At 58.9% G+C, this 25,141-nt stretch carries 26 protein-coding genes and 1 tRNA gene; 17 read left to right on the forward strand and 10 right to left on the reverse strand.

What is annotated here, in order from left to right:
- Positions 1-141: 141 nt before the first annotated feature.
- From BM152_RS03715 to BM152_RS03725, 3 genes are all read right to left on the reverse strand, one after another.
- Positions 142-507: a VOC family protein gene (locus BM152_RS03715; protein WP_111481326.1), complete on the reverse strand. Its 366-nt coding sequence runs from the start codon at positions 505-507 to the stop codon at positions 142-144.
- A gap of 41 nt (positions 508-548) precedes the next feature.
- On the reverse strand, positions 549-1,112 hold the full coding sequence (locus BM152_RS03720; RefSeq protein ID WP_066608131.1) for a transglycosylase SLT domain-containing protein: 564 nt from the start codon (positions 1,110-1,112) through the stop codon (positions 549-551).
- 72 nt (positions 1,113-1,184) lie between these two features.
- Complete coding sequence (locus BM152_RS03725) at positions 1,185-1,487, reverse strand: FtsB family cell division protein (protein ID WP_066607620.1); 303 nt, start codon at positions 1,485-1,487, stop codon at positions 1,185-1,187.
- Between the two features lie 609 nt (positions 1,488-2,096).
- Here BM152_RS03725 and BM152_RS03730 point away from each other — a divergent pair.
- The 4 genes from BM152_RS03730 (at position 2,097) to BM152_RS03745 (ending at position 7,579) form a co-directional block, all read left to right on the forward strand.
- Positions 2,097-3,197 carry an efflux RND transporter periplasmic adaptor subunit gene (locus tag BM152_RS03730; RefSeq protein ID WP_244524886.1) on the forward strand — a complete coding sequence of 367 codons (1,101 nt, stop codon included), beginning with the start codon at positions 2,097-2,099 and terminating at the stop codon, positions 3,195-3,197.
- Positions 3,197-4,402 carry an ABC transporter permease gene (locus BM152_RS03735; protein WP_066607623.1) on the forward strand — a complete coding sequence of 402 codons (1,206 nt, stop codon included), beginning with the start codon at positions 3,197-3,199 and terminating at the stop codon, positions 4,400-4,402. The genes BM152_RS03730 and BM152_RS03735 overlap by 1 nt, the downstream gene beginning before the upstream one ends.
- On the forward strand, positions 4,399-5,076 hold the full coding sequence (locus tag BM152_RS03740; protein ID WP_066607625.1) for an ABC transporter ATP-binding protein: 678 nt from the start codon (positions 4,399-4,401) through the stop codon (positions 5,074-5,076). The genes BM152_RS03735 and BM152_RS03740 overlap by 4 nt, the downstream gene beginning before the upstream one ends.
- Positions 5,077-5,335: 259 nt before the next feature.
- Positions 5,336-7,579 carry a choice-of-anchor F family protein gene (locus tag BM152_RS03745; protein WP_066607627.1) on the forward strand — a complete coding sequence of 748 codons (2,244 nt, stop codon included), beginning with the start codon at positions 5,336-5,338 and terminating at the stop codon, positions 7,577-7,579.
- 580 nt (positions 7,580-8,159) lie between these two features.
- Here the strand turns inward: BM152_RS03745 and BM152_RS03750 are convergent.
- A tRNA-Ser gene (locus BM152_RS03750) sits at positions 8,160-8,249 on the reverse strand.
- 200 nt (positions 8,250-8,449) lie between these two features.
- Between BM152_RS03750 and BM152_RS03755 the strand changes: the two genes are divergently transcribed.
- The 7 genes from BM152_RS03755 (at position 8,450) to BM152_RS03790 (ending at position 15,027) form a co-directional block, all read left to right on the forward strand.
- On the forward strand, positions 8,450-9,358 hold the full coding sequence (locus BM152_RS03755; RefSeq protein WP_066607631.1) for a DUF2059 domain-containing protein: 909 nt from the start codon (positions 8,450-8,452) through the stop codon (positions 9,356-9,358).
- Positions 9,359-9,595: 237 nt separating this feature from the next.
- Positions 9,596-10,228 carry a 50S ribosomal protein L21 gene (locus BM152_RS03760; protein ID WP_066607634.1) on the forward strand — a complete coding sequence of 211 codons (633 nt, stop codon included), beginning with the start codon at positions 9,596-9,598 and terminating at the stop codon, positions 10,226-10,228.
- Between the two features lie 21 nt (positions 10,229-10,249).
- Positions 10,250-10,519, forward strand: coding sequence for a 50S ribosomal protein L27 (gene rpmA / locus BM152_RS03765; protein ID WP_066607637.1), 270 nt, complete (start codon positions 10,250-10,252; stop codon positions 10,517-10,519).
- Positions 10,520-10,786: 267 nt separating this feature from the next.
- The gene (locus BM152_RS03770) at positions 10,787-11,356 is read left to right on the forward strand and encodes a GNAT family N-acetyltransferase (protein WP_066607640.1); all 570 of its coding nucleotides are present in this window, start codon (positions 10,787-10,789) and stop codon (positions 11,354-11,356) included.
- A 253-nt stretch (positions 11,357-11,609) separates the two neighbouring features.
- The gene (obgE, locus tag BM152_RS03780) at positions 11,610-12,659 is read left to right on the forward strand and encodes a GTPase ObgE (protein ID WP_066607644.1); all 1,050 of its coding nucleotides are present in this window, start codon (positions 11,610-11,612) and stop codon (positions 12,657-12,659) included.
- Positions 12,647-13,771, forward strand: coding sequence for a glutamate 5-kinase (gene proB / locus BM152_RS03785; protein WP_082715449.1), 1,125 nt, complete (start codon positions 12,647-12,649; stop codon positions 13,769-13,771). Before obgE ends, proB begins: the two co-directional genes overlap by 13 nt.
- On the forward strand, positions 13,768-15,027 hold the full coding sequence (locus tag BM152_RS03790; protein ID WP_066607647.1) for a glutamate-5-semialdehyde dehydrogenase: 1,260 nt from the start codon (positions 13,768-13,770) through the stop codon (positions 15,025-15,027). The genes proB and BM152_RS03790 overlap by 4 nt, the downstream gene beginning before the upstream one ends.
- A 77-nt stretch (positions 15,028-15,104) precedes the next feature.
- Here the strand turns inward: BM152_RS03790 and BM152_RS03795 are convergent, their stop codons facing one another.
- On the reverse strand, positions 15,105-15,704 hold the full coding sequence (locus BM152_RS03795; RefSeq protein WP_066607649.1) for a histidine phosphotransferase family protein: 600 nt from the start codon (positions 15,702-15,704) through the stop codon (positions 15,105-15,107).
- A 51-nt stretch (positions 15,705-15,755) separates the two neighbouring features.
- Here BM152_RS03795 and BM152_RS03800 point away from each other — a divergent pair, with 51 nt between their 5' ends.
- The 3 genes from BM152_RS03800 to olsA all read left to right on the forward strand — a co-directional run bounded on the left by BM152_RS03800 (position 15,756) and on the right by olsA (position 17,731).
- On the forward strand, positions 15,756-15,935 hold the full coding sequence (locus tag BM152_RS03800) for a DUF3553 domain-containing protein (protein WP_066607656.1): 180 nt from the start codon (positions 15,756-15,758) through the stop codon (positions 15,933-15,935).
- A gap of 165 nt (positions 15,936-16,100) precedes the next feature.
- Positions 16,101-16,889, forward strand: coding sequence for an L-ornithine N(alpha)-acyltransferase (olsB, locus tag BM152_RS03805; RefSeq protein WP_066607659.1), 789 nt, complete (start codon positions 16,101-16,103; stop codon positions 16,887-16,889).
- Entirely contained in the window at positions 16,886-17,731 is an 846-nt protein-coding gene (gene olsA, locus BM152_RS03810; RefSeq protein ID WP_066607661.1) for a lyso-ornithine lipid O-acyltransferase, read from the forward strand. The genes olsB and olsA overlap by 4 nt, the downstream gene beginning before the upstream one ends.
- A 60-nt stretch (positions 17,732-17,791) precedes the next feature.
- Here olsA and BM152_RS03815 read toward each other — a convergent pair whose 3' ends face one another.
- The gene (locus BM152_RS03815) at positions 17,792-18,418 is read right to left on the reverse strand and encodes a thiamine phosphate synthase (protein WP_066607664.1); all 627 of its coding nucleotides are present in this window, start codon (positions 18,416-18,418) and stop codon (positions 17,792-17,794) included.
- Positions 18,419-18,647: 229 nt separating this feature from the next.
- Between BM152_RS03815 and BM152_RS03820 the strand changes: the two genes are divergently transcribed.
- Positions 18,648-19,412, forward strand: a complete 765-nt coding sequence (locus BM152_RS03820; protein WP_066607666.1) for an RNA methyltransferase — start codon at positions 18,648-18,650, stop codon at positions 19,410-19,412.
- 61 nt (positions 19,413-19,473) lie between these two features.
- Here BM152_RS03820 and BM152_RS03825 read toward each other — a convergent pair whose 3' ends face one another.
- The gene (locus BM152_RS03825) at positions 19,474-19,833 is read right to left on the reverse strand and encodes an SH3 domain-containing protein (RefSeq protein WP_066607668.1); all 360 of its coding nucleotides are present in this window, start codon (positions 19,831-19,833) and stop codon (positions 19,474-19,476) included.
- A 197-nt stretch (positions 19,834-20,030) separates the two neighbouring features.
- On the opposite strand from BM152_RS03825, the gene ctaA reads away from it, so the two are divergent.
- Together ctaA and BM152_RS03835 are read left to right on the forward strand one after the other, a co-directional pair.
- Positions 20,031-21,176 (forward strand): heme A synthase, encoded by a 1,146-nt coding sequence (gene ctaA / locus BM152_RS03830; protein WP_066607670.1) that lies wholly within the window; start codon positions 20,031-20,033, stop codon positions 21,174-21,176.
- Complete coding sequence (locus tag BM152_RS03835; protein ID WP_066607672.1) at positions 21,176-22,657, forward strand: carboxypeptidase M32; 1,482 nt, start codon at positions 21,176-21,178, stop codon at positions 22,655-22,657. Before ctaA ends, BM152_RS03835 begins: the two co-directional genes overlap by 1 nt.
- Before the next feature lie 72 nt (positions 22,658-22,729).
- Here BM152_RS03835 and BM152_RS03840 read toward each other — a convergent pair whose 3' ends face one another.
- The 3 genes from BM152_RS03840 to BM152_RS03850 are packed head-to-tail and all read right to left on the reverse strand — an operon-like array spanning position 22,730 to position 24,855.
- Entirely contained in the window at positions 22,730-23,908 is a 1,179-nt protein-coding gene (locus tag BM152_RS03840) for an HD domain-containing protein (protein WP_066607674.1), read from the reverse strand.
- Between the two features lie 4 nt (positions 23,909-23,912).
- A complete protein-coding gene (locus BM152_RS03845; protein WP_066607676.1) occupies positions 23,913-24,182 on the reverse strand; it encodes a hypothetical protein in 270 nt (89 codons plus the stop codon).
- 19 nt (positions 24,183-24,201) lie between these two features.
- On the reverse strand, positions 24,202-24,855 hold the full coding sequence (locus BM152_RS03850; RefSeq protein WP_066607679.1) for an alpha/beta hydrolase: 654 nt from the start codon (positions 24,853-24,855) through the stop codon (positions 24,202-24,204).
- Positions 24,856-25,141 lie beyond the last annotated feature (286 nt).

Consider the following 25,141-nt stretch of genomic DNA (forward strand, 5'->3'; position numbering starts at 1 on the left):
ATAACGATGCGGCGGGCCGATTGCACGGATTTTCTGATATGCGCCGCGGGCGGCAGGTATGCGCTGACGGAATATCGCGATCCGGTGCTGGCTGTGAGCAGGCTACACACAAGAGTTGCGCCTGTCAGCCCTTGTGATGACCTAGTGTTGCGCGAAGGCGCGGCTTGAAATCTGGATGGGGTTCTTCGCGGGGTCTTTTGCGTTCGCAAAGGCGTAGCTGTCCGTCTTGTGTATCTTTCCGAAGGTGAGACCGTTGCTCTGCGCGGTTCGGCAAAAGCCTTCGACGTCTTCAACGTCGAACACCAGTTTGACCAGAACCTGCCCCTCTTTTTGCGCTGATGAGAGCGGATGCAAGAGGATCGTTGCGCCAGAGGTTTTCGGGGTAAGCTCTACGATCCTGTCAGTTGCAGAGCGCCTCACGGAAAACCCGAAGTGCTGCGCATAGAATGCCGCCATTTCGTCTAATTTACGGGTGTAAATTACAAGTCTGCCAAGGGTAGGTGCCACTATTGTCGCCTCCGTTGGCGCGATGCGCTCTGATGACGCCTCTACCGGCAATAGGCCAGTTGCGCCTCATAGCGGGCGGCGCGTTTGGCGACGCCGTCGGCGGTGCTCAAGAGCCATGATTTGTTGCGATAGGAGCCACGGCGGTAACCGCCTCGACCTTCGTGATAGGCCAGATAACTGTTTCTGGCGTCCGAGTTTGAAATCCCCAGCGCCTTGTTGTTGGTCGAGACATACCAGCCGATAAAATCGGTGGCGTCGCGGATGTTGCTGCGGCTGGCGCCTGCGCGGCCCGGACCGTTGCGGTAATCATCCCATGTGCCGTCGAGCGCCTGCGCGTAGCCGCGTGCGGAGCTGGCGCGGCCCTTGGGGATGATGAACAGCGTGTAGCGTTTCGGGGGGCGTGCGGTCGCGCGGAAGGTGGATTCCTGATAGATAATCGCCATCTGCACAGAGACGGGCACGCCCCATTTGCGCTCGGACGCCTCAAGGGCGGAGCGGTAGTGCGGGCGTTCGCGAAAGATCGCGCAGGCATCTTCGGGATTGGAGGGCGCGCTGCCGTGACCCCCGCAGGCGGTCAGCGCCAGAAAGCCAAGCCCCGTCAGCATCACATGCCGGCGGGACAGAAGGGTGGACGTATCTGCGGGGCGGGGGCTCTGTGTCATCAACGGCCTCTCGGGTCAGCGGATTACGATTTCATCTGCACGTAGGTAGCCCAGCACATCGCGGACTTGTTCATCGAGAAGATCAAGGTCGAGATAGGTGTCGGAGAGGCGCAGCGTCTTGTTGCGCATCACAGCCAGATCTTCGTCCAGTTTGCCGCTCACCGCTTGCAGTTCGGACAATTCTGCCTCGATCTGCAAGCGGCGAAATAGCCCGTATTCCCCTTGCACGGCGGCAAAGGTGAAGTAGCCACCGAGGGTGACAATAACGCCTGTGTACAAAAGCACAGTCAGCGACGGACGTTTGCGCGGATGAGCCATGATAGGCTTCTTACCTTTGTATAAATGATGCCCTGACGGACACCGTACTGCCTCACGGGACGTTCTCATTGGCGGAACGTCTCCGTGCACCTCTTATGGCACAGGTGATTCGCCATGTGAATCCCAAAAACGAATCACCGGCAGAAAAATGCGCAATTTTTTTGTGAGGCATGACGGAGACCGCAGCGCAGGAAGAGCACGGGGGAGGAGAGTGTCTCTGTGTGGGGGCGTTGGATTTTGGTCGCGTTGGGGGAGTGGCGTGAAGCGCTGCTGAATGCTGGACGTTGGCCGCCAGTCGAAAGGCGCGTCGGTTCAGAGATACATTAAGGCCGGAACGGTGTCCAAAGAATGCGATCTATATTCAATGAATGATTTTCCATTGGTTTGACCAGCCAATCCGCGCGGCCCTACGTCTGTGACACAGGTCAATGCGGATATGGTATAAACGGATATGCTTCCGAAAGGAGACATGCGAACCTGATTATGCCGCCAGTTTGGAGGGTTTCGCAAAAGTATCAAGTTGCAGTATTCACGGAAGGAACAATCTTGGTCCCATCCAAATCTGAAGAAGAGACCCAAGACGTACAACGTCCAGCGGGGCAAAGCGAGATGGCATCGAAGCCTCCCGTTCCGGCGTTGCGGCCAGTTGCACCTGAGCCTGCCGGTAAGTCGCGCATCTGGCTGTGGGGTGCTCTCGTTCTTTTGGGGCTGGGACTTTTGGGTGGCATATCTTCGAGCCTTTGGTTGGGCGGGACGCTTCCGGTTGTGGTCGAGATTGCTCAGAACGCGCCGGTGACGCGTGTGCTGGCGGTCAATGGCCGGATCGCCGCTGTGCATTCCGTGGACGTCAGCGCCGTGGTGTCCGGCACGGTGGTGTCCCTTCCCGTTGCTGAGGGAGAACGGGTCGAAGCCAACCAGATCCTTGCCCAAGTCGATGCGGCGGAACAGAATGCAATTGTCCGGCAGGCGATGGCGGCACTGGATGCGGCGTTGGTGGCGCGGCAAAAGGCGACCGAAGACTATGATCGCTCCCTGTCGCTTGGCAGCAATGTCTCGCAAACCGCATTGGAGGCCGACGCCTTTGCCAAGCAATCGGCGGAACAGGAAGTGGCGCGTTTGACGGCCATGCTGGATCAGGCGCGGATCGCGCTCGATAACTATACCATTCGGGCCCCCGTTGCAGGCACGGTTCTGGAACTTGAGGTCGAAACGGGGCAAGCGATCAGTCCCTCGACCAACTTGCTGACCCTTGCGGATTTGAGCGATCTGGAGGTCGAGGCAGATGTGGATGAATCTTACGCGACACAAATCATTGTAGGCCAAAAGGCTGTCCTGCAACTGGCGGGACAGACTGAAACCCACGAAGGTCATGTCAGCTTTGTGTCGAACCGCGTGGATGAGGCCACAGGCGGGCTGGCGGTCAAGCTCCGTTTCGACACTCCGGTTGCGGCTCCTGTCGGGCTGACGGTGACAACGAATATTATCGTTGAAGACCGAGACGTGGCGCTGACGGTTCCACGCACGGCTCTGGTGAACGGAAATGAGGTTTTTGTGGTGGTGGACGGTTTGGCGGAATTGCGACCTGTCACCGTCATGGATTGGCCCGCCGCCCGTCTCATTGCAACAGAGGGCCTTGCCGAGGGCGATATTGTGATTGTCGATGCGGTGGGCATCACGGACGGGCAAGAGGTCGAGGCGGAGATCCCCTGATGCTCTATGGCTTGAAAATCGCGACACGCTATCTGACCGCCAACAAGGGGCAAACGGCGCTTCTGGTGACAGGGGTTGCAGTCGGTGTATTTATCTTCATCTTCATGTCCGCCCTGATTGGCGGGCTGGCCGAATTCATTCTGGCGCGCACCGTGGGCGATCTCTCGCATATTACCATTGAGGCAGAAACCGAAGACCCTGCGCTCTTGGTCGCGTCAGAGGGGCATGTGCTGGCCGTGACGGAGCGGGGGCGCACGCGTGATGCAACGCTGGCCGAAGCCGCCACATGGCTCCCCTTGATCGAAACTGTCGCGGGGGTCAAAGCCGTCTCGCCTGAAATTACAGGCGCGGGCTTTTTGACCCGTGGCGCACAGGTGGCACAGGTCAGCGTCGTGGGCGTCGAAGCGGGGCGTGAGTCCGCGATCCTTGATCTGGCCAGCTATATGGTTGAGGGAGAAGAGCGTGTCGGCTCGGGGGTGATCGTTTTGGGTCGCGATCTGGCGGATGATCTGGCTTTGTCCATCGGGCAGGCTTTACACTTGGAAAGCTCGAAGGGGATCACGGCCAACCTGACTTTGGGTGGCATATTCGAAACCGGCAATGGCAGCATGGATAGCGCACGCGCCTTTGTCAGCCTGTCGACAGCGCGGACTTTATTCTCCATGCCGCAGGGGGTGACGCAGATTGAAATCAAGCTTGATGATTTGAACGCCGCAGACGCGACAGCACTTCGTATTCAGTCCCTGACAGGTTTGAATGCAGTCCCTTGGACCGATGATGCCGAGCAATTGATGGAGGCGCTGGATGCGCAGGCGCAGACCGGTTATTTCCTGAAAGCCTTTGCGCTCATCACTATTGTGATCGGCGTTGCCTCGGCGCTTTTGCTCTCAACCTATCGACGCCGTCCTGAAATCGGGATCATGCGGGCAATGGGGGCCGGACGTGGCTTTGTGGTTTTTGTCTTTGTTACGCAAGGCGCGTTGATTGGTCTGCTGGGCGGGATCATGGGGGCAGGTCTTGGCTATCTCGCGCTTCTGCCCTTTCCCACGCGCGAGGCATTTCGTCCGGGCACCTTGCCATTGGACATTACCCAAGGCTCCTATGGGTTGGCCATCACCCTGACTGTGATCGCCGCGATCCTTGCCTCCATCCTGCCCGCCCGCTCTGCGGCCCGCGTTGATCCAGTTACGGCGATCGGCCAATGACGACACTTCTCGAAGTTCGCGATCTTTTTAAAACATATGGTGCGGGAGACACTGCGACACGGGTGCTGCGCGGGTTGTCCTTGCACCTTGAGGAGGGCGAGTTGGCGGCACTTCTTGGCCCGTCGGGGTCGGGCAAAAGCACGTTGCTCACGATCCTCGGAACATTGATGAAGCCGACATCTGGCAGCTATACGATGCTTGGGCAGGATATGATTGCGGCGAATGATGCCGAACTCACGGAGTTTCGCAACGCTCATATCGGCTTCGTCTTTCAGTTTCACAACCTTCTGCCGGATTTCACCGCGCTCGAAAATGTGGTCTTCCCCTCCGCCGTGCGTGCAGGGCGTGAAACGCCTGCCGCCCGCGCGCGTGGACGTGACCTTTTGAAACGTATGGGGCTGGCTGACCGGATCGACTATCCCACCGCCAACCTGTCCGGCGGGCAGAAACAGCGCGTTGCGGTGGCCCGCGCACTCATGAACAGTCCGGAACTGGTTCTGGCGGATGAACCCACGGGGAACCTTGACCGAGCCTCGGCCACGCAGGTGATGGAATTACTCTCGGAGATCAATCGCGAGGAGGGGACGACGTTCCTGATCTCGACCCATGATGAAAAGATCGCAGCCGCGTGCCAACGTCAGATTGTCGTCGTGGACGGGAACGTGACGGGATAAACCGGTTTTGAGCCGTTCAGGCCCTCCTATGCAGTCGCGATTTCGCGTGAGTTTGAATGGACACAAAACGATCAGCCTGTCGCCTGAGCTGTGCAAAAAGTCGATGTAACGCACGCGCAACAATATTTCAGAATAGTCAGAATATGATTTGGATCATGTTTCTCCCGAGTCGATGAACCTTAATATTCGAATATGTAATCAATCCGATTGCGTTATTTCCTGCGCTCCACATTGGGGGCATTTCTCGGGGAGGGAAAATATGTCTTTAAGAACTCTTAAACTTCAAACCTGCGCACCGATTGCGATTTTCGCGCTGATGGCGACACCGGCGTTTTCCGGTGCTTTCGACGAAATCCCTGTGATTGACGTTACGGGGGACGGCTATGTTTTTGCCGATCCTGCGGAAGGCATTCTTGAGCCGGGCATCCAGTCATTCACCAAGACGTCCGGAGCGGAATACGTCAACACGGCAAATCCGAACGGCATTGACAATTGTCTTATGGCCAACAATCCAGATCTTGAGGGCTGTGATGCGGAGCGCGGCTCCGGCAAGCGGATCAAGACCCGCCTCACAGGCGCGGACGGCATGGACATCAGCCTGAGCACGCAAAGCACCGGAGATGTCACCGAGTATTACGTCTACGGCAAAACCTCGAACCTCACGGGCGCGCGGATGGTTGGCTTTACCCTCGAACTCGGCACGGGGACGGGTGGGGATTTTACCGCCTTTGATGCCGCCGACCCAGCTTATCAGGCCTTGTTCGATACCGAATTTACCGGCGGGAATTTCAACCTGCCTGACGGGTTGTTCGGCAATGGCGGGAACGAAGGGGACACCGGCTTTTTTGATGGTGGCGATAAGGCCGTAATGAATACAGAGCAATTGACCGCGGCTCTGATCGAGCTTGGCGCTATGACCGGCAATACCACATACACGGACTTGTTCGGGAGCGGTTTCCTCGATGACAGTCAGGTGCCTGACGGGTTCTTCTTTGATATGTCGAGCTTTGACGAAGAGGCCGGCGAGGATGATGAACCCGCGTTGATCGCGTGGTATAATCTCAGCGAGAATGAAGGCACTGGCGCTTGGGTCTACGGAACGCTGGGTGTCGAGGGGGCCGAACTCGACGACAAACTGCAAAACCTTGCGGATACGCTTGACGTAGATCTCGCGGACTTGGGCTATGTTGCAGGCGACGTCGTGCCCGACGAGATCGTGGCGCGCATGGAAGGGAATGACCTTCTGAGTGTCGATATCATCGAAGACCTGCGGAACATGAATCTGAACTTCATGATCGAGCTTGGCGATGTGGATGGCGACCAAGTCACCCTGCGCCTCGTGCCGGTATTCGCAGACATTGTTGCGGAATCCGCCACAGAGTATCAGTTCAAAGTCGCAGGCATGCTGGATGGGGCCGCCGAAGTGCCCTATCTCGATATCGGAAATGCGGGAACCTATGAGATAGCAGTTGAAGAGATTCTCGATATTGAGGATGATGCAGAGCGGCAGACAGCCTTGGAAAGCATCGGCTTCAGCTTTTTGGGAAGCTACGGCTCGTTGTCATACGAACTCGGTCGCGCAATGACAGCGGCCCTGCCTGACGGCGGGATTTCGCGGGGCGCATCTGGAGCGACCCTCTCCACGAAAGGTTTGCCCAACGGCTGGTCGATCGGCGACGATGTCACGGGGTTTGTCTCCGTGCAGGGCGGAACCGCCAGCTATGACCGCACCGTCAATGGCACAGGTTATGACATTGACAGCTATGCCTTTGCCGCAGGCGCGGAATGGCAGCTTGATCCGACATTGGGCTTTGGTGTGATGATCGGCGCAGGCACCGGCTCGGCGGATGCAGATGACGATTTGGGCTCCGTTGATGCGGATGCGCTGTCCATCGCCGTTTTCGGACGGAAAGCCTTCGGGAATGGCGGCAGTATCAGCGCCATGCTCGGCTATCAGGACCTGTCCTTTGAAAGCACGCGCAATGTGATGGGCGAGACGGCAAAGGGCGATACCGACGGTTCTCAGGTGTTCGCGGCCCTCAATGCGCAATACATGGTTCAAAACGGAGCATTCACCTTCGGCCCGCGCGCCTCGCTTGAGTATTACAAGCAAAAGGCTGACGGTTTCGATGAAACCGGTGCCGGAGCATGGAACCTCTCCATTGGCGATCAGGACGGAGAAGTCACCATTGCATCAATTGGGATTGAGGGCGCATATGCCATGCCTCAAACCACACGCGACACGGTGCTGACCGGAGCCCTGTCACTGACGAATGCCTCGGGGGATGATCAACTGATCGAGACAGGTTTTGTCGGCCTTCCCACGACATCTGTCCCTGTGGACGGGTTTGATGATCAATGGGTAGATCTTGAGCTGGGCTTCTCCACCACGCTCGGCGCAAGCCCGACATCGCAGACCACCCTGCACGGCGGTTATCACGGTGCGTTCGGGGAAGATTATGAAAGTCACGCATTGCAGGTTGCCGTGAGTTTCGCATTCTGAGACTGCCGAGAGGCTGAAAAACAAAACAGCGTCTGAATTCAGGCGCTGTTTTTTATTGCAATACTGCAGGTTTATGAACGCACGTCGCCCAACCGCTCAGCCGCACAATGTAGGAGCAAGGTTGTCACAACACGACAAGGCAATAGGATGTTTTGAACACGGTTTGAAATCTATCAGATAAAAGGTTGCAATTGAGCGACTAAAGGAAGGCGGGTCAATCTATCGGTTACAGATCGCTCACGACGACCGAACGTTATTATTTGCGTTTTTTGTCGCAGGAAGAATCTGAACGGGTTCGCGCGGATGGGAGCAGCGGGTTTTAGTCGGCCTGTCACACAAAATATTGAACAGTTATGGACCTCGCTAATTGCGGGGTCTTTTTCTGTGTGCGTTTTGTACGAGGCGCATTGGGCTGACCGATGCTTTCTGGGCGCATAGTCGGACAAAGGTGGCATAGTTGGTGCAACAGGCAAGGGCAAAAGGCGTCATAGTATGACACCTATCAGCTTGATCCTGAGAAAATGTCTTTGTGATGTGAGCCGAGCTCGGACGCTAAAATTCAATATTATCAAGGAGTTAGTGGCGGAGAGACAGGGATTCGAACCCTGGGTAGGCTTACACCCACAACGGTTTTCGAGACCGCCCCGTTCGACCACTCCGGCACCTCTCCGCGGGGGTCTGGTGGCGGGTGATTTATCCTTGCGGGAGGGGCTGCGCAACCCCTTTCGTGACATTCTTTTGTGCAGAAGGGGCGGGTGGCTCCGCGAAAACCCGCTGGATGCGGTGAAAACGCTATCGTGTCTTGTCCCTGTCTTAACTCTTTGTTTAGCTGCTTGAGGCATAGTTCGATCGGAAAAAAGGAAATGGATCATGGTCAAAGCTCTTCGATACCGCTTGGTTTCTCGCCGCTTTGGCGCAGGCCGGTTCTCCGGTGGGCTGTGGCTCATGGGGCAGGCCTTGCTGCTTTCTGCGGTGCTGTCTCTGATTGCGCCGATGGCGCGCGCGGCTGCTGATGAGGAGCAATTCGAGCAATTGATGCAGGCGATGCTGTTTGGTGAGGTTGTGGATGTTCTGTGCGAGGAAGGGCAGGGCATGGCCGAGGATTTCGTCGCAGCGGGCTATGGTGTGCCCAAGCCTGTGTGGGAAGATATGTTGGGTCGGCTCTATGATCCTGATGTGATGTCGCGCGCGTTCCACGATGCGATGGCGGACTCTTTGGAGGGTGCTGATCTGGCGCCGATGATTGCGTTTTATCATTCTGATTTGGGTAAGCGCATTGCGCGGCTTGAACTCGATACACGTAAGACCCTCTCGGGAGAGGCTGCGCAATTGGCAGCTGGCGAGGCGTGGGCGGAATTGGAGCCGGGCTCGAAACGTGCGGAGCTGATCGAAGACTATGTTCAGACCAATGAATTGGTGGAGATGAATGTCGTCGGCGCGATGAACAGTGACATTGCCTATTATCAAGGGCTTTGGAGCGCGGGATTCGAAAGTGATCAGGGCGTGAGCGACAGCGAGATATTGAATGAAATCTGGGCCTCCGAGCCGGAGGTGCGGGCCGATGTGTCGGAATGGGTCTACGGATTTTCTACCATGGCCTATGACAGCCTGACGGATGAGGAATTCGCGGAATATATCGCATTTTCACGCACGGAGGCGGGGCAAAGGCTCAATCATGCGCTTTTCGCCTCTTTCGATGCCGTGTATGAGCAACTGTCGCGCGGACTGGGGGCCGGCACGGCCCGTTTGATGCAAAGCTTCGAGGGTGAGCAACTCTGAAAGCGGTTTCGGAGCATTCCAGCCTTGACTTTATGCGGATGATTCACGATACACACGCCACCTGGCGGACCATCGGTGCGACCGGGTGATGTGTTTTTGTCCGGATGCTTTTGCGGCGCGAGGCTGAAATCTCATCATAAATGACAATCTCGTCCCCTAAGGGGCGCGCTGTTTGAGGCACCAAACGCCGATTGATATCGGGGCCACAGAACGCGGGTATATCGAAAGGAAGACTGCATGTTTGCGGTTTTGAAAACTGGCGGCAAGCAATACAAAGTGCAGAGCGGCGACGTTCTTCGCGTTGAAAAGCTTGCGGCTGATGCTGGTGAAAAAGTCCAGTTCAACGAGATTCTGATGGTCGGCTCCACCATCGGCGCTCCCCTCGTGGAAGGCGCCGGCGTGCAAGCCGAAGTCATCGACCAGATCAAGGGTGCGAAACTCATCCACTATGTGAAGCGTCGTCGTAAGCACTCTTCGCAGCGTAAAAAAGGCCACCGTCAGCAACTTACTCTGCTGAGAATCACCGATATCCTTGAAAAAGGTGCGGAGAAAACGGGCGTCAAAGCTGCTGTTGGTGCCGGTTCGGTTGCGTCCACTTCTGCTGCGGCTCCGAAAAAAGCTGCTGCGCCGAAGAAAGCCGCTGCTAAGGCTGAGGCCCTGGCCGCTGCTGCCGGTGCGGATGATCTGAAAAAACTGTCCGGCGTGGGTCCGGCTCTGGAGAAAAAACTGAACGCTGCCGGCGTGACGTCTTTCGCCCAGATCGCCGCATGGTCCGAGGCCGATATCACAGAATTCGACGAGAAGCTGTCCTTCAAAGGCCGCATCGAGCGCGAAGGCTGGGTTGAACAGGCCAAAGAACTGGCCAAGTAAGCGACATAAGGAGAGAACACCATGGCACATAAAAAAGCAGGCGGCTCATCCCGTAACGGTCGCGACTCCGCTGGTCGCCGTCTCGGCGTCAAACTCTACGGTGGTCAGTCCGCTATCTCGGGCAACATCATCGTGCGTCAGCGCGGCACCAAGTTCTGGCCGGGCGAAGGCGTAGGTCTTGGTAAAGACCACACGATCTTTGCTGTGACCGACGGTACCGTGAGCTTCCGCAAGGGGCTCAAAAAGCGTACTTTCGTGGACGTGCTTCCGGTGGCGGAGGCCGCTGAGTAAGCCGACCTCACCAAGCTTGACAATTTGGGGATCGGCGCAAGCCGGTCCCTTTTCTTTTTTGATTTCGAACTTACATAGAAATCAGAAGGCCGTGAGAAATTTGAAGATTTCAGGCCAAACCAGCGTTCGCAGCGTGGTTTTGTTCAGTCAAGGTTAACGGGATTGTCGTATGGAAACGTTAGATGTGTTCCAGACGCCTGTGACCAACACTGGTCTAGCGCTCCTCGGGGAGGAGGAGGGCGGCGAGCACTCTTTGGAGGAAGAGAGATGAAAATGGATATTGTGAAAGACAGATCGGCACAGCCCGTCACAGAAGCGGCAGCACAGCAGATGATCGAAACGGATCGCTTTGTCATGCGCGCGCCGCGTCTCTCCGATGCCGGTTTGCTGAATATGTACGCCAGCGACAGCCGCGTGGCGCGCAATTCGCGCTCTCTGCCGCACCCGATGCCGCCCGGCGCGACGGAGGCCTTTGTGGCCCGCGCGATCAAGGCGGATGCGCCGGAAAAAGTCTGGATTCTCGACGGTTCGGATTACGGGTTGTCGGAGGTTCTGGGGGTGATCTCCCTGAAGCCGCTGGACCGCGATCAATGCGAGGTGGCTTTTTGGGTCGCACCGAGCTTCTGGGGCACCGGGCTGGCCCGCACCGCGCTCAAGGCGATGGTGGCGGCCAATCCGCTCGGCTCCAAAACCATGTTTGCGGAGATTTTTCAGGACAATCAGGCCTCGGCCCGTGTCGTGACCGCTGCAGGGTTCGAATATATTGGCGATGCAGAAACCTACTGCGTGGCCCGCGGGGCGCAGGTCCCGACATGGACCTACCTGCGTAAATTGTAACACCGCCCTTCGGGGCACAAGCGGGGGCGCAAGACCGCCCCCGAGATGAACAAACAGGCAGATGGTCTGGCCATGACCACATCACCGATCCTGTCTTTCTTCGCGCAGTGCCGAAGGGAGCGGGGTTGGTGTTCTGTGTTCAGGCGCATCGTAAAGCGTGAAACGGCAATTGAGTTTCATACGGTGGCAAGATACATCTGCCTGAAAGCCCAAGGTGACATCCGGTCGCGCGCGGGCAGCAAAGGATAAGACGATGAAATTCCTCGATCTCGCCAAGGTCTACATCCGCTCCGGCTCAGGCGGCAACGGTTGCGTGTCCTTCCGGCGTGAGAAATATATCGAATATGGCGGTCCCAACGGGGGCGATGGTGGCCGTGGCGGCTCGGTGATTATCGAGGCGGTGGACGGTCTCAACACGCTGATCGATTTCCGTTACCAGCAGCACTTCTTCGCCCAGAATGGTCAGGGCGGTATGGGCAACAACCGCACCGGCAAGGACGGGCAGGACATTGTGCTGCGCGTGCCTGCGGGCACTGAGGTGCTGGACGAGGACGAGGAAACGGTGATTGCCGACCTGACCGAGGTGGGCAACAGATTCGTGCTGGCCAAGGGCGGCAACGGCGGTTGGGGCAACCTACGGTTCAAGACCTCGACAAACCAGGCTCCGGGCAAGGCCAATCCGGGCCAGCCGGGCGTGGAGCGCACGATCTGGCTCCGGCTCAAATTGATCGCGGATGCGGGGCTTTTGGGGCTGCCCAATGCGGGCAAGTCAACCTTCCTGTCGGTGACCTCGAACGCGCGGCCCAAGATCGCGGATTACCCGTTCACCACGCTGCACCCGAACCTCGGTGTTGTCGGTATTGATAACGCGGAATTTGTTGTGGCTGATATTCCCGGCCTGATCGAAGGCGCTTCCGAGGGCCGAGGATTGGGGGATCTGTTCCTCGGACACGTCGAACGCTGCGCGGTTCTGTTGCATCTGGTGGATGGCACGTCCGAGGATGTGGTGGCGGATTACCAGACGATCATCACGGAGATCAGCAACTACTCGCATATTCTGGGCGACAAGCCACGGATCACGGTGCTCAACAAGATCGACAGCCTTCTCGAAGAAGAAGTCGAGGAGAAACTGGCCGCGCTGCAAGAGGCGTCCGGCGGGCGGGTTTACACCATGTCCGGTGTCTCGAAAGAGGGCGTGGACAATGTGCTTCGTGCGCTGAAAGCTGAAATTTCGATGGACCGTCTTCGGATGAAAAAGGCCGAAGAAGGGGAGGACGAGGACGATCAGCCTTGGCAACCCTGACAGTTTCCGCGACGGCGTCCCTGACAGGCGCCAAACGTATCGTGATCAAGATCGGTTCCGCGCTTTTGGTCTCGCATGGCGAGCTGCGTGCGCGCTGGCTTGACGGGCTGGCCGAAGATGTCGCCATGCTCAAAGAGCGCGGGGCGCAGGTGATTTTGGTCTCCTCCGGTTCTATCGCGCTGGGGCGTGGCATCCTTGGCCTGCCGTCGGGCGAATTGCCGCTGGAGCAGTCTCAGGCCTGCGCCTCCGTGGGGCAAATCCGCCTCGCACGCGCCTATCAGGAAGCGTTGGAGCCGCATGGCATTGTCACCTCACAGGTGCTTTTGACGCTGGAAGACAGCGCGGACCGCCGCCGCTATCTCAATTCGCGCGCCACGCTGGATGCCTTGCTGGGCTTGGGCGTTGTGCCCATCGTTAACGAAAATGATACGGTGGCGACCGACGAGATCCGCTATGGCGACAACGACCGATTGGCTGCGAATATCGCGGTGACGGTGGGGGCGGATCGTTTGGTGCTTTTGTCCGATGTGGACGGGCTTTACACGGCGAATCCATCCGTTGACCCCGATGCCAAACACATTGCTCTCGTCGAAGAGATCACTCACGAGATCGAGGATATGGCGGGCGAGCCGGTCTCCGGCCTGTCCAAAGGCGGGATGAAGACCAAGGTGATGGCGGCCAAGACAGCCATTTCCGGCGGCTGCACCATGGCGATCACCGAAGGCGCGAAAGACCGGCCCTTGAGCGCACTTGAAGCGGGCGCACGCGCGACGTGGTTCCTTGCCGCAGAAGACCCCGCTCATGCCCGTAAACGCTGGATCGGCGCGATGAAGCCCAAGGGTGAAGTGCAGATCGATGCAGGTGCTGTGAGTGCTCTTGCGAAAGGAAAATCCCTGTTGCCCGTCGGCGTCGAGGAGGTTGTGGGCCATTTTGGCCGCGGCGAACCAGTGGTGGTCCTTGGCCCCGATGGCGCGCGCATCGGGCTGGGCCTGTCCCGCTACACCTCGGAGGAGGCCGAAGCGATCAAAGGCGCACATTCCGAAGATATACAGGCGATTCTCGGCTATTCCGGTCGAGCGGCCTTGATCCATAGAGACGATTTGGTGACATGACGGACGTAAAAGACATGATGAACGGGCTGGGCCAGCGGGCGAAAGCGGCGGCGCAGCAACTGGCGACCGCCACGGCGGGGGCAAAGACAACAGCTTTGCAGGCGGCGGCCAAGGCGATCTGGGAAAATCGCGAAGCGATCATCGCGGCCAACCGCAAAGATATGGAATTCGGTCGCGAAAAAGGCCTGACGGATGCGATGATGGACCGGCTGATGCTGGACGAGGCGCGGATTCAGGGCATGGTTGACGGGTTGACCGCCATCGCGGCGCAAAAAGATCCTGTGGGCGATGTGATTGCTGAATGGGACCGTCCGAACGGTCTGCACATCAAACGGGTGCGCACGCCTTTGGGCGTGATCGGCGTGATCTACGAGAGCCGTCCGAACGTCACGGCGGATGCGGGCGCATTGTGTCTCAAGGCCGGAAATGCCGTGATCCTGCGCGGCGGCTCAGAAAGTTTTCACAGTTCGGAGGCCATCCATGCCTGTCTGGTGACAGGGCTGAAAGCGGCTGGTCTGCCCGAAGATGCGATCCAGCGCGTGCCGACCCGCGACCGCGCGGCAGTGTCCGAAATGCTAACCATGACCGATTACATCGACGTGATCGTGCCCCGTGGCGGCAAGGGGCTGGTCGGTCTGGTGCAGCGCGAGGCCCGCGTGCCGGTCTTTGCCCATCTCGAAGGCATCGTGCATGTGTTCGTGGATGCCTCTGCCGATCCGGCGAAGGCGATGAATGTTGTGCTGAACGCCAAAACGCGTCGCACGGGGATTTGTGGCGCGGCGGAATGTCTGTTGATCCATAAGGATATTGCGGACACGCTGGGCCGTGATCTGGTCTCTGCTCTGGTGGAGAAGGGGATCGAGGTGCGCGGGGATGCGGCTGTGCAGGCGCTCAACGCGCAGGTCACTCCGGCAACCGAAGAGGACTGGGGGCGTGAGTATCTAGACAGTATCATCGCCGCCAAAGTGGTGGACGGGATCGACGGGGCGATTGCGCATATCCGCCACTATTCCTCCAGCCATACCGATTGCATCCTCTCCGAGACGCCTGAAAACGTGGAGAAATTCTTCTCCCACATCGACAGCGCGATTTTGATGCACAACTCATCGACCCAATTTGCGGATGGCGGCGAGTTCGGCATGGGGGCGGAGATTGGCATTGCCACAGGCAAGATGCACGCGCGCGGCCCTGTGGGGGCGGAGCAGCTTACGAGCTTCAAATATCTTGTGACCTCGGACGGGGCGACCCGCAGCTGACAGGCCGCACCGAGACAAGGCGCGGGCAAGCGGTTGCCCGCGTTTGTATCAAAGGGCCGCAGCGCCGTCTGTGGCGCTCAGGCCGTGAGGGTGATTGTCCCGTCAGAGGTGCTTTGCGCGATTGTGCGCCCGAGGCTGTCGGCCTGCAAAGGTGCCAGAAGGAATTGCACTTCGGAGGGTTTCATCCCCTCGGCCCCCGTGACCTCCCCCAGCCGCGCCCAGAGATCAGGGGCGGGGTCGATCCGTTCGGCGCTGGCGGTGATCTGCCAGTGATTGTCGGCAAATCCCACCTCGATCCGGCCACCTCGGGGCAGGGCGCTTTCAAGGCACATGAGCATCAGGCAGGCGAGTTTGACCTCCTCACGCGGCAGGTCGTCTTCCGGCTCCCAGGCATAGCCCAGACGCGCGGAGGTGAGCCCCTTGAGTATGCCGGTGATTTCCGACTTCGACATCATCTGCCCGCTTGAGGCCATGCCAAAGGCGATGCGAAAGAATTTTACCCGAGCATTGGCATTCTCCACGCTTTCGGAGATAAGACTAAGTTCAGGGCCGGTTCCCGCACCCTGCATGGCCATGAGTTCCACGCCGTTGGCGATCGCGCCCACAGGGCTGATCAGGTCATGACAGATGCGAGAGCCGATCATGGCGGCGATGTCTCGGGTCAGGTCTTGGGTCATTCATGTCTCCAGTTACAGTCAATGGACAGGAAATCGAGGAATAGACGCAGGATGGATGATCTCAATGCAATGCTGGAACCGGGCCAGATGGTCCGCCACCCGAGTGAGGCCGACTGGGGGCTCGGGCAGGTGCAGTCGAACATCAATGGCAAGATCACGGTGATGTTCCAGCATGCGGGAAAGGTTGTGATCGACAGTCGGCGTCTTGCGCTCCTTCCTGTGTTTGAGTGAGCCGGCAAAGGCACGGTGGACGCGGGGCGATGTCTCCCATGGTGGATTGGTCACGCGCGTCAATCAACCGGAACGACCTTGCCGCCGGTCAGATCGCGGGCAGTGTGTTGCATTGACGTAAACAAAACCTTAAAACCCGCGCACCCGAGAACAAAAGAGATCACCATGAGCGCAGAGGCGCCGCAGTTCCAGTTGAAATTTGCCGAGACCCCGGCGGACCTGCGCGCAGCGCAGCGGCTGCGCTATCGGGTTTTTGTCGAGGAATTGGGCTCGGACGGGGTTTTGGTGGATCACGAGGCCCAGCTTGAGGCCGACCGGTTCGATCCGGATTACCAGCATCTCATGTTGATTGATCCGGCGCGCTCCGACGATCCTCTGGAGCAGTGCATCGGGGTTTACCGGCTTTTGACCGGAGAGAAGGCCGCAGAGCTGGGGCATTTCTACTCCGAAGGCGAATATGACCTGACGCCGCTCAAGACGTCAGGCAAGCGTTTGTTGGAACTGGGCCGCTCCTGTGTGGCGCGAGAATATCGCGGTGGGCCTGCACTGTTTCACATGTGGGCGGGGCTGGCGAAATATGTGATCGAAGAGGGCTATGACGTGCTGTTCGGCACGGCTTCGTTCTTCGGCGCGGATGTGTCGCGCCATGCCGAGGCATTGTCGCTTTTGCATCACCGCCATCTCGCACCGGTTGAATTGCGCGCCCGTGCCCTGCCGGAGCATTTCCAGAGCATGAATCTGGTCGCGGAAGACCAGATCGACCGCAAACGCGCCATGCTGGCGATCCCGCCGCTGATCAAGGCTTATCTGCGGATGGGCGGCACGGTGGGCGAGGGGGCCTTTGTGGACACGGCCTTCAACACCGTGGATGTGTTGCTGATTCTCGATACGGATATGATTTCGGAGCGTCAGCGGGCGCTTTACGGCAAGGGTCTTGTGAGGAATGCCAAATGAGCGGTCCTCTTTGGGACAGCCGGATTCCTCCGCCTGATCCCGCACCGGTGCGCTGGGGCACATGGCGGATGATCCGACGGGGCCTGCCGATTGTGCTGATGATCCTGATTTGCATGATTCTGATGCTCGCCACCCGTGTCGTCGAGCGTCTGTTCTACGGGCCGCGCCGTCCGTGGACCTCCTTTTTCCCGCGCTTCGTGTCCCGCAATGCGTTGCGCCTCATGGGGATGGGGCTGACGGTTAAAGGCAAGCCGATGCAGCACCACGGTGCGGTTGTGGCGAACCATTCGACATGGCTTGATATATTCGTCCTCAATGCGGTGCAGCGCGTGTTCTTTGTCTCCAAGGCGGAGGTCGCAGGCTGGACCGGAATTGGCGCGATGGCCAAGGCGACAGGGACCGTGTTCATCAATCGCGACCGCAAAGAGGCCGCCGAACAGAAACGCCTGTTCGAGGAGCGGCTGAAACTCGGCCACAAGCTGTTGTTCTTCCCCGAAGGCACATCTTCGGACAGTCTGCGGGTCCTGCCGTTCAAACCGACGCTTTTTGCCGCTTTCTTCGCGCCGGAATTGCGCGACGAGGTCTGGATCCAGCCAGTCACCACCCGCTACATCGCGCCGGAGGGACAGGATGTCCGGTTCTACGGCTGGTGGGGCGATATGGATTTTGCGGGCTCTTTGGCGCAGGTGTTGAAAGCCAGCCCGCAAGGGCGGGTCGAAGTGATTTTCCACGATCCGATTGCGGTGAAAGATGTGAAAGATCGCAAGGAAATGGCGGCACGCTGCGAGGCGGCTGTGCGTTCGGGGCTACCGGAAATTCCGGCGGCTTATGTGGATGTGTAAGCGGCAGATGCGAAAAGCGGGGCGATGCCGCCATTGAGGGCCGCCCTGAGGGCGGCGCTTTTATCCCATCGCGGCGATCAGATCGCCCAAGGCTTTGACCGGATCATCGGTGGACCAGATTTCCTCACCCACGGCAAAGAAATCGGTGACAGGGGCCAGGTCCTTCACGATCTCCACGGAGAGCGCGCCCTCGGCCACCACCGGCACTTCGATCATCAGCGACCACCACTCGAACAGATCACGCGGCGCTTTGGTGCCGTCGCCAAGCTCGGTGTCGCCCACGGGACCGAAGGCCACATAATCCGCGCCAGCCTCGCCCGCGGTCATGCCGTCATGTTTCGACGCGCCGCAATAGGCTCCGACAATGGCGTCATCTCCGAGCAGCTTGCGCACCTTGCGGATCGAGCGTGCCCCGTCGGTGAGATGCACCCCGTCCAGCCCGTGCCGTTCGGCCAGCGCAACATGGTGTTCGATGACAATGGCCACATCGCGGGCATGGCAGACCTCGCGGCAGGCATCGGCCGCCTTGCCCAGAACATATTCGTCCTTGGAGGCCAGCGCGAGACGCACACAGGCCACCTCATGGGCATCCAGCACCGAGGCCAGCACGGTCGGGAAGGTCTCGACATCAAAGGCACTCGGGGTCAGCAGGTAAATTTGCGGCAGTTCTTGTTCCGGCTCGGACATCTCTTGTTCCCTCAAATCGGCTTTCGCCTCCTATAGCGTCTTTGGCGGGCGGGGCAAAGCCTTGCTCGCAGGAACAAATGCCGCTAAATCCTCTCGCAATTCACTTGCGGCACAAGTTGACTGTGGAAGGCCAATTCCATCACTACGTTGTGCTGCATCTCCCGAATCCTGTGGCTCGGGTTGTTCGTGAAACGCTTTAATCGGCTGAAAGGCTGAAAGGAAACGCCCCATGTCCAATGCTCCGACCGATCCGCGCCCCACGGGGCCTACGCCTGCTATCATTCTGGTGCGCCCGCAGATGGGCGAGAATATCGGCGGCGCGGCACGTGCGATGTGGAATTTCGGTCTCGACCGGATGCGGATCATCGCCCCGCGTGACGGCTGGCCCAATCAGAAAGCGGTGGCAATGGCGTCGGGGGCCGGACGGCTGCTGGACGAAGCGGGGCTGTTCGACACGGTGCGCGAGGCGGTGGCCGATTGTGATTTTGTCTTTGCCACCACCGCCCGTATGCGCGGGATCACCAAACCGGTGATGACGCCGGAGCGTGCGATGGAACACGCGCGTGCCTTGGTGGGCGAGGGCAAGAAGGTCGGCGTGATGTTCGGGCCTGAGCGGGCAGGGCTTGAGAACGAAGATGTGGTGGAGGCCAATGCCATTGTCACCGTGCCTGTGAACCCGCTTTTTGCCTCTTTGAACCTCGCGCAGGCGGTGTTGCTGATGTCCTATGAATGGGGACGGCAGACCACGGACACGCCGCCAGAGGTGATGGAAATGGCCAAAACCGAGTGGGCCGGTCATGTCGAGGTCGAAAAGCTTGGCGATCATTACGAAGAGGTGATGGATCAGGCGGGGTTCTTCTTTCCCGAGCACAAGGCCGAGAATATGAAGCTCAACCTGCGCAACCTCTGGTCGCGTATGCCCTTGACGCGCGCCGATGTGCAGATGTTGCACGGGGTGATGCGTCAGATGAAACGCTGGAAAGAGCGCGGATAACCTGTGTTGCGTTCAACCTGAACCACAGTTTTTCCTCCGCGCCCTTCCGTGTGTCTGCCGATTACGGGCGATGTGGTTTGCTGACATGTTGCGCCGGAGACACTTTCTGCACCTTAGGGGCCGTGTCGGTCAGGTAGCTGGCGAAGACCCACAACAGTTTGCCTGCGTCGGTCCTGACCTGTGCCCATTTGCCTTGTCGCTTCACCACGCTCAGTTTCGTGCCCGGTTTGAATGCGGCGATCTTGCCGAATTTCGTACCCGGGCCGGAGCGGGCATTCAGGGTGACGCCGGGTTTGACATAGAAGGCGACCTGCGCCTGTTGTTGGATGGCGTGTTTGTTTTGCGCGAAACCGGCCACGGGGGCGGAGACGAGCAGGCCGCTCAGAGCCGTTGCGAATAGGGTTTTCGGGATAAATTTCATAATATGTCCTTTCTGCTCGGACAGGACTGATCTGCCTGCCTTCAGGGATAATACGAAAGGGGCGACGCTTTCTGTCTCAACAGATGCAAAAATCTATGTGAATAGCGGCTTCAAGAGCGGATTTGCGCGGCGATGCGGCTTGCCCTTGCCGCTTTGCCTGCATAGGTTTCAGCGCGATGGCAACGAAGGGGCGGCAGATGGCGCAAAAACGCAGCATTTTCGAAGAGGTGGGCACAAACGAGGTGTCCAAACCCGCACCCCAAGGCGGGCTGATCGAAAAGGGCAGAAAAGGCGCACGCAAAGGCATCCGTGCCTGGCTTGTGGTGATTTTTGCACTGGTCATGACCATGATCGCCGTGGGCGGGCTGACACGTTTGACGGACAGCGGTCTGTCGATCACCGAATGGAAACCCGTCACGGGCGCGGTGCCGCCGATGAATGAGGCCGCTTGGGTCGCGGAATTCGAGAAATACCAGCAGATCCCCGAATATGTCTTGCAGAACGAAGGCATGAGCCTTTCGGAATTCAAATCCATCTACTGGTGGGAATGGGGCCATCGCCAGTTGGGTCGCGTGATCGGTCTGGTCTGGGCTTTGGGCTATGCAGGGTTCGCGCTGGCCAGAAAAGTGCCGACCGGATGGCACAAGCGCCTGCTTTTTATCGGCGTGCTGGGCGGGCTTCAGGGCGCGATCGGCTGGTGGATGGTGTCATCGGGGCTTGTAGGAGAGCGGCTTGACGTGGCCTCCTATCGTCTGGCGACCCATCTGGGGCTGGCCTTTGTCATTCTGGGCTTTATCGCATGGTATGTCTTCCTGTTGGGCCGCTCGGAGGCGGAGCTGCTGCAAGCGCGGCGCAACAAGGATGCAAAACTGTTCAGCATGTCCACGGGGATGCTGCATTTCGCCTTCCTGCAAATTCTGCTGGGCGCCTTGGTGGCGGGGATTGACGCCGGACGCGGCTATACCGACTGGCCGCTGATGGGCGGGCAGGTGTTGCCGCCCGATCCGTTCTACATCGAGCCTCTGTGGCGCAACTTCTTTGAGAACCCCGCCCTGGTGCAATTCATCCACCGCGTTGCCGGTTATCTGCTGTTTGCGTTCGGCGTCGTGACATGGCTCAAGGGGCGCAAGTCGGCCAACAAGGCCACGGCGGGCGCCTTTAACCTGATGGGAGCCTTGCTCTTTTTCCAAGTGGTTCTGGGCATTGTCACCGTGCTTCACGGTGCGCCTCTGGCGTTGGGGCTTGCGCACCAGCTTGGGGCGGTTGCGCTCTTTGTCGCCATTTCCCGCGCCCGCTTCCTGAGCCAGTTTCCGAAATCCCAATCGGTCCGGGAGGGCCTGTAATGTCTGCATTTGATGATCTGATGAAGTTCACCCGCGAGACCGAGGCGCTTGGTGCCATTATGGGGCGTCTCAACTGGGATCAGGAAACCATGATGCCGCGCGGTGCAGCCGAGCAGCGCGGGGAGGAATTCGCCGCGTTGGAAACAGTGCTACACGCCCGCAAAACCGACGTGCGGATCGGGGGCTGGCTGGAGCAGATCGACGTGAAGGCTATGGATGAGGTCTCCCGCGCGCAACTGCGCCATATCCGCCGCTCCTATGAGCGCAACACGAAAGTGCCCGCGCGCCTCGCGGCCGAACTGGCCAAGGTGACCTCAGTGGCCCAAGGCATCTGGGCAGAGGCCCGTGCCCGCGATGATTTCGCGCATTTCGCACCGACCTTCAAAGAGGTCGTCCGCCTGCGCCGCGAAGAAGCGGCGGCCTTGAAAGAGGGCACGGATTACGACCTCTGGGACGCGCTGCATCAGGATTACGAACCCGGCTCCACAGGTGCACAGCTTGATGCCATGTTCGGTGCGCTGCGCCCGCGACTTGTGGCGCTGAGAGACAAGATCATGGGAGCCGATCAGCCCAAGGGCCTCTCCGGCACCTATGACGAGGACAAGCAAATGGCCCTGACCGAAGGACTCGCCGCCGCCTTCGGCTATGATTTCGCCTATGGCCGGATCGACAAGGCGGTGCACCCGTTCTCAAGCGGCTCGGGTCTCGATGTGCGGATCACCACCCGCACCAACCCTGAAGACCCGCTCAATTCGATCTACTCGACGATCCACGAGACGGGGCATGCGTGCTACGAGCAGAACATCTCCCGCGACTACCTGTTAACACCTCTGGGCGAGGGCGTCTCCATGGGCGTGCATGAGAGCCAGTCGCGGATTTACGAGAACCAGCTTGGCCGTTCGCGGGCTTTTACCGAATATCTCTACGGCCAGATGCGCGAGACCTTCGGCGAGATCGGTGTGAACAGTGCTGAGGATTTCTACGCTGCGGTCAACCGTCTGACACCGGGCTATATCCGCACCGAGAGCGACGAGGTGCAGTATAATCTGCATGTGCTGTTGCGCTTCGATCTGGAGCGCCAGATCATCAGCGGGTCTTTGGACATCGACGATCTGCCCGAAGCATGGGACAGCCGGTTCGAAGCGGATTTCGGCGTCAAGGTGGACAAGGTCTCCAACGGTTGTCTTCAGGATGTGCACTGGCCCGTGGGGCTTTTCGGCTATTTCCCGACCTATTCCTTGGGCAACGTCTATGCTGGATGCCTGCACAAGGCGCTGCGTGCCGAGGTTTCCGATCTGGATGCGCAACTGGCCAAGGGCGATACATCGGCCGCGACGGGTTGGCTCAAGAACAACCTGCAACAATTCGGCGGGCTCAGAGAGCCGCGTGACACGATTGTGCATGCCTGTGGCTTTGAACCCTCAGAAGCGCCGCTTCTCGACTATCTCGAAGAAAAATTCGCGGGCATTTACGGATTTTGAGTATTTATGGCAGCAAAGGAGACGCCGCGACCACTGGCGGGAAACGCGGGGTTTCCTTGGCTGTTGAAACACTTAAAGAGCGCCGCGCATGGTGAACCACGGTTCGCATTTGGCGCGGATATAAGGCCAGAGGGCCGGACAGCCGCGTGCGATCTTGACGCCGATCCGGCTGTCGAGTTGGTGCAGCTTGACATCATAGGTGCGCCATGAGCCGCCATCATCGGCGAGGTTGTGCAGCACAGGCTGGCAGCGGTCGATGGATTTGGCATAGATGGCGGTCGGGGTTTGGGCGGCTTCGAATTCGTCCCAGATCGCACGGAAGCTTCGCGCTTGAGAATCGGGTAGAAGTCCGAAGAGCCGGTCTGCCGCGCGTTGTTCGGCGTCTTCCTGCGCTTTCATGGCTTCGGGTGTGACGGCGCCGTGAATGGGCGTGTCGCCTGCGTCTACTTCGACAATGTCATGCAGCAGGAGCATTTTGATCGCCAGTGCCAGATCGACATCGGCGCCAGCGTGGTCGGCCAGTGTCAGGGCGTAGAGCATGATGTGCCAGCTGTGCTCTCCGGTGTTTTCCTTGCGCGAGCCATCCGCGATCGGGGTGGCACGGTAGACCGATTTGAGCCGGTCCGCCTCGCACCAGAAGGCAAATCGTCTGGCCAGATCGCCTTGCGGCATTTCGCCTGCGAAAGCGGCCTTGGTAAAGTCGAACAGCTCCGGCAGGATGTCTTTGGTCTTCACCGCGCGGCCGCGTCGCAGGTTGCCTGCAACGATCTCGCGTTCTTCTTCAAGCTGCACGGGCGCGCCGATGCTTTGCAGGGCGGGGGCGAGGTAGTCGACCGCTTTGGCAAAGCGTGCGGTCTCTGTTTCCATCGCCTCGAATTCGGCCCATGTGCTGCGGAACCGTGTGGCGAGGTCTTCGGGCAGAAGGCCGTAGATGCGCTCTGCGGCGGCGGCTTCGCGTGCGGCGATGTCTTCGGTGTCGTAGAGGATATGGATCGGGTGGTCCCCCGCGTCCACTTCGACGATGTCATGGAGCATGAGCATTTCGATGGCGCGGTCGAGATTGGTGCCATCAGAGGCCATAGGGGCCATCAGAAAAGCCAGAAGACAGGCGTGCCAGCTATGTTCGGCGGAGTTTTCGAACCGCGAGCGATCCATGAGCTGATTGGCGCGCTCCACCGTCTTGAGCCGGTCCGCCTCCATCAGGAAGGCATATTGGGCGTCAAGGCGGGGGGAGGCGGTATCTTTTGGCATGGGCTCAGTATTCTATGTCATCTTCGGAGCCGGGGGGCGGGGCGGAGGCTGCCTGTCCGGCTTTGGCTTCGGCAATGCGTTTTCGCAGGTATTCTCTTGCGCGCGCCTCGGAAAGGCGCACGCGGGCGGCGGTGAGGAAGGCTTCTTGCGTGGTGACGGAAGAGGCCCCGATCACGCGGGCCACGTCCTGAATCAATTCCTCGCTGCCGACGATGTCCAGCGCTGCGATGGTTTCTTTCGCCAGATCGTCGGCGAGGTCTTCCATGATCCCCATGAGGCTGCGGCTCCCTGGTTTATCGTGTCGTTTCGGTCAGGCGGCGGCGGACATATTGGTCGACCGAGCCGATCATCTCTTCCATATGCGGGTCTTCGAAGAAGTGTCCGGCACCTTCGATTTCCTGATGGGTGATGGTGATCCCCTTTTGCTCGTGCAGTTTGTTCACAAGCGTATGGGTGTCCTTCGGCGGCGCGACGCGGTCGGCGGTGCCGTTGATGATCAGACCCGAAGACGGGCAGGGGGCGAGGAAGGAAAAGTCATACATATTGGCCGGCGGTGCGACCGAGATGAAGCCGGTGATCTCCGGACGACGCATCAGCAGTTGCATGCCGATCCATGCGCCAAAGGAGAAGCCTGCAACCCAGCAATGTTTCGCATTCGGGTTCAGCGACTGGAGGTAGTCCAGCGCGGAGGCTGCATCCGACAATTCGCCGACGCCTTGGTCGTATTCGCCCTGAGAGCGGCCCACGCCACGGAAGTTGAACCGCAGCACGGTGAAGCCCATGTTGTGGAAGGCGTAGTGCAGGTTATAGACCACGCGGTTGTTCATCGTGCCGCCGAATTGCGGGTGAGGATGAAGAATAATGGCGATGGGGGCGTCTTTTTTCGGCTGCGGGTGGTAGCGGCCTTCGAGCCGACCCTCGGGGCCGGGAAAAATCACTTCGGGCATAGTCGTCCCTGTCTCCTCATGTCGCAGCGACCCTGTAGGGCTATAGGTCGCGGCGGTCTTTGTCTGGCAAAACCCTGTGAAAAGAGTCCTGCATTCATATGATCGCGGGTGGCCTTTATAGTTGACGAATTCCCTCGCCTAATTTAGAAGCATTCTAAATTGACCGAACTCAAGGCCGACGCGTGTGGTATGGAGGTAAGGCTCCCGCGTGCGCACGTCAATGTTTTTGCGTTTGTTTTTCTGTGTTCAGGTGACGGAATCACGCAAAGCACTGTAAGGGCAGGGG

Origin of the sequence: Celeribacter halophilus (genome assembly GCF_900114135.1) — a bacterium.
Taxonomy (GTDB): domain Bacteria; phylum Pseudomonadota; class Alphaproteobacteria; order Rhodobacterales; family Rhodobacteraceae; genus Celeribacter; species Celeribacter halophilus.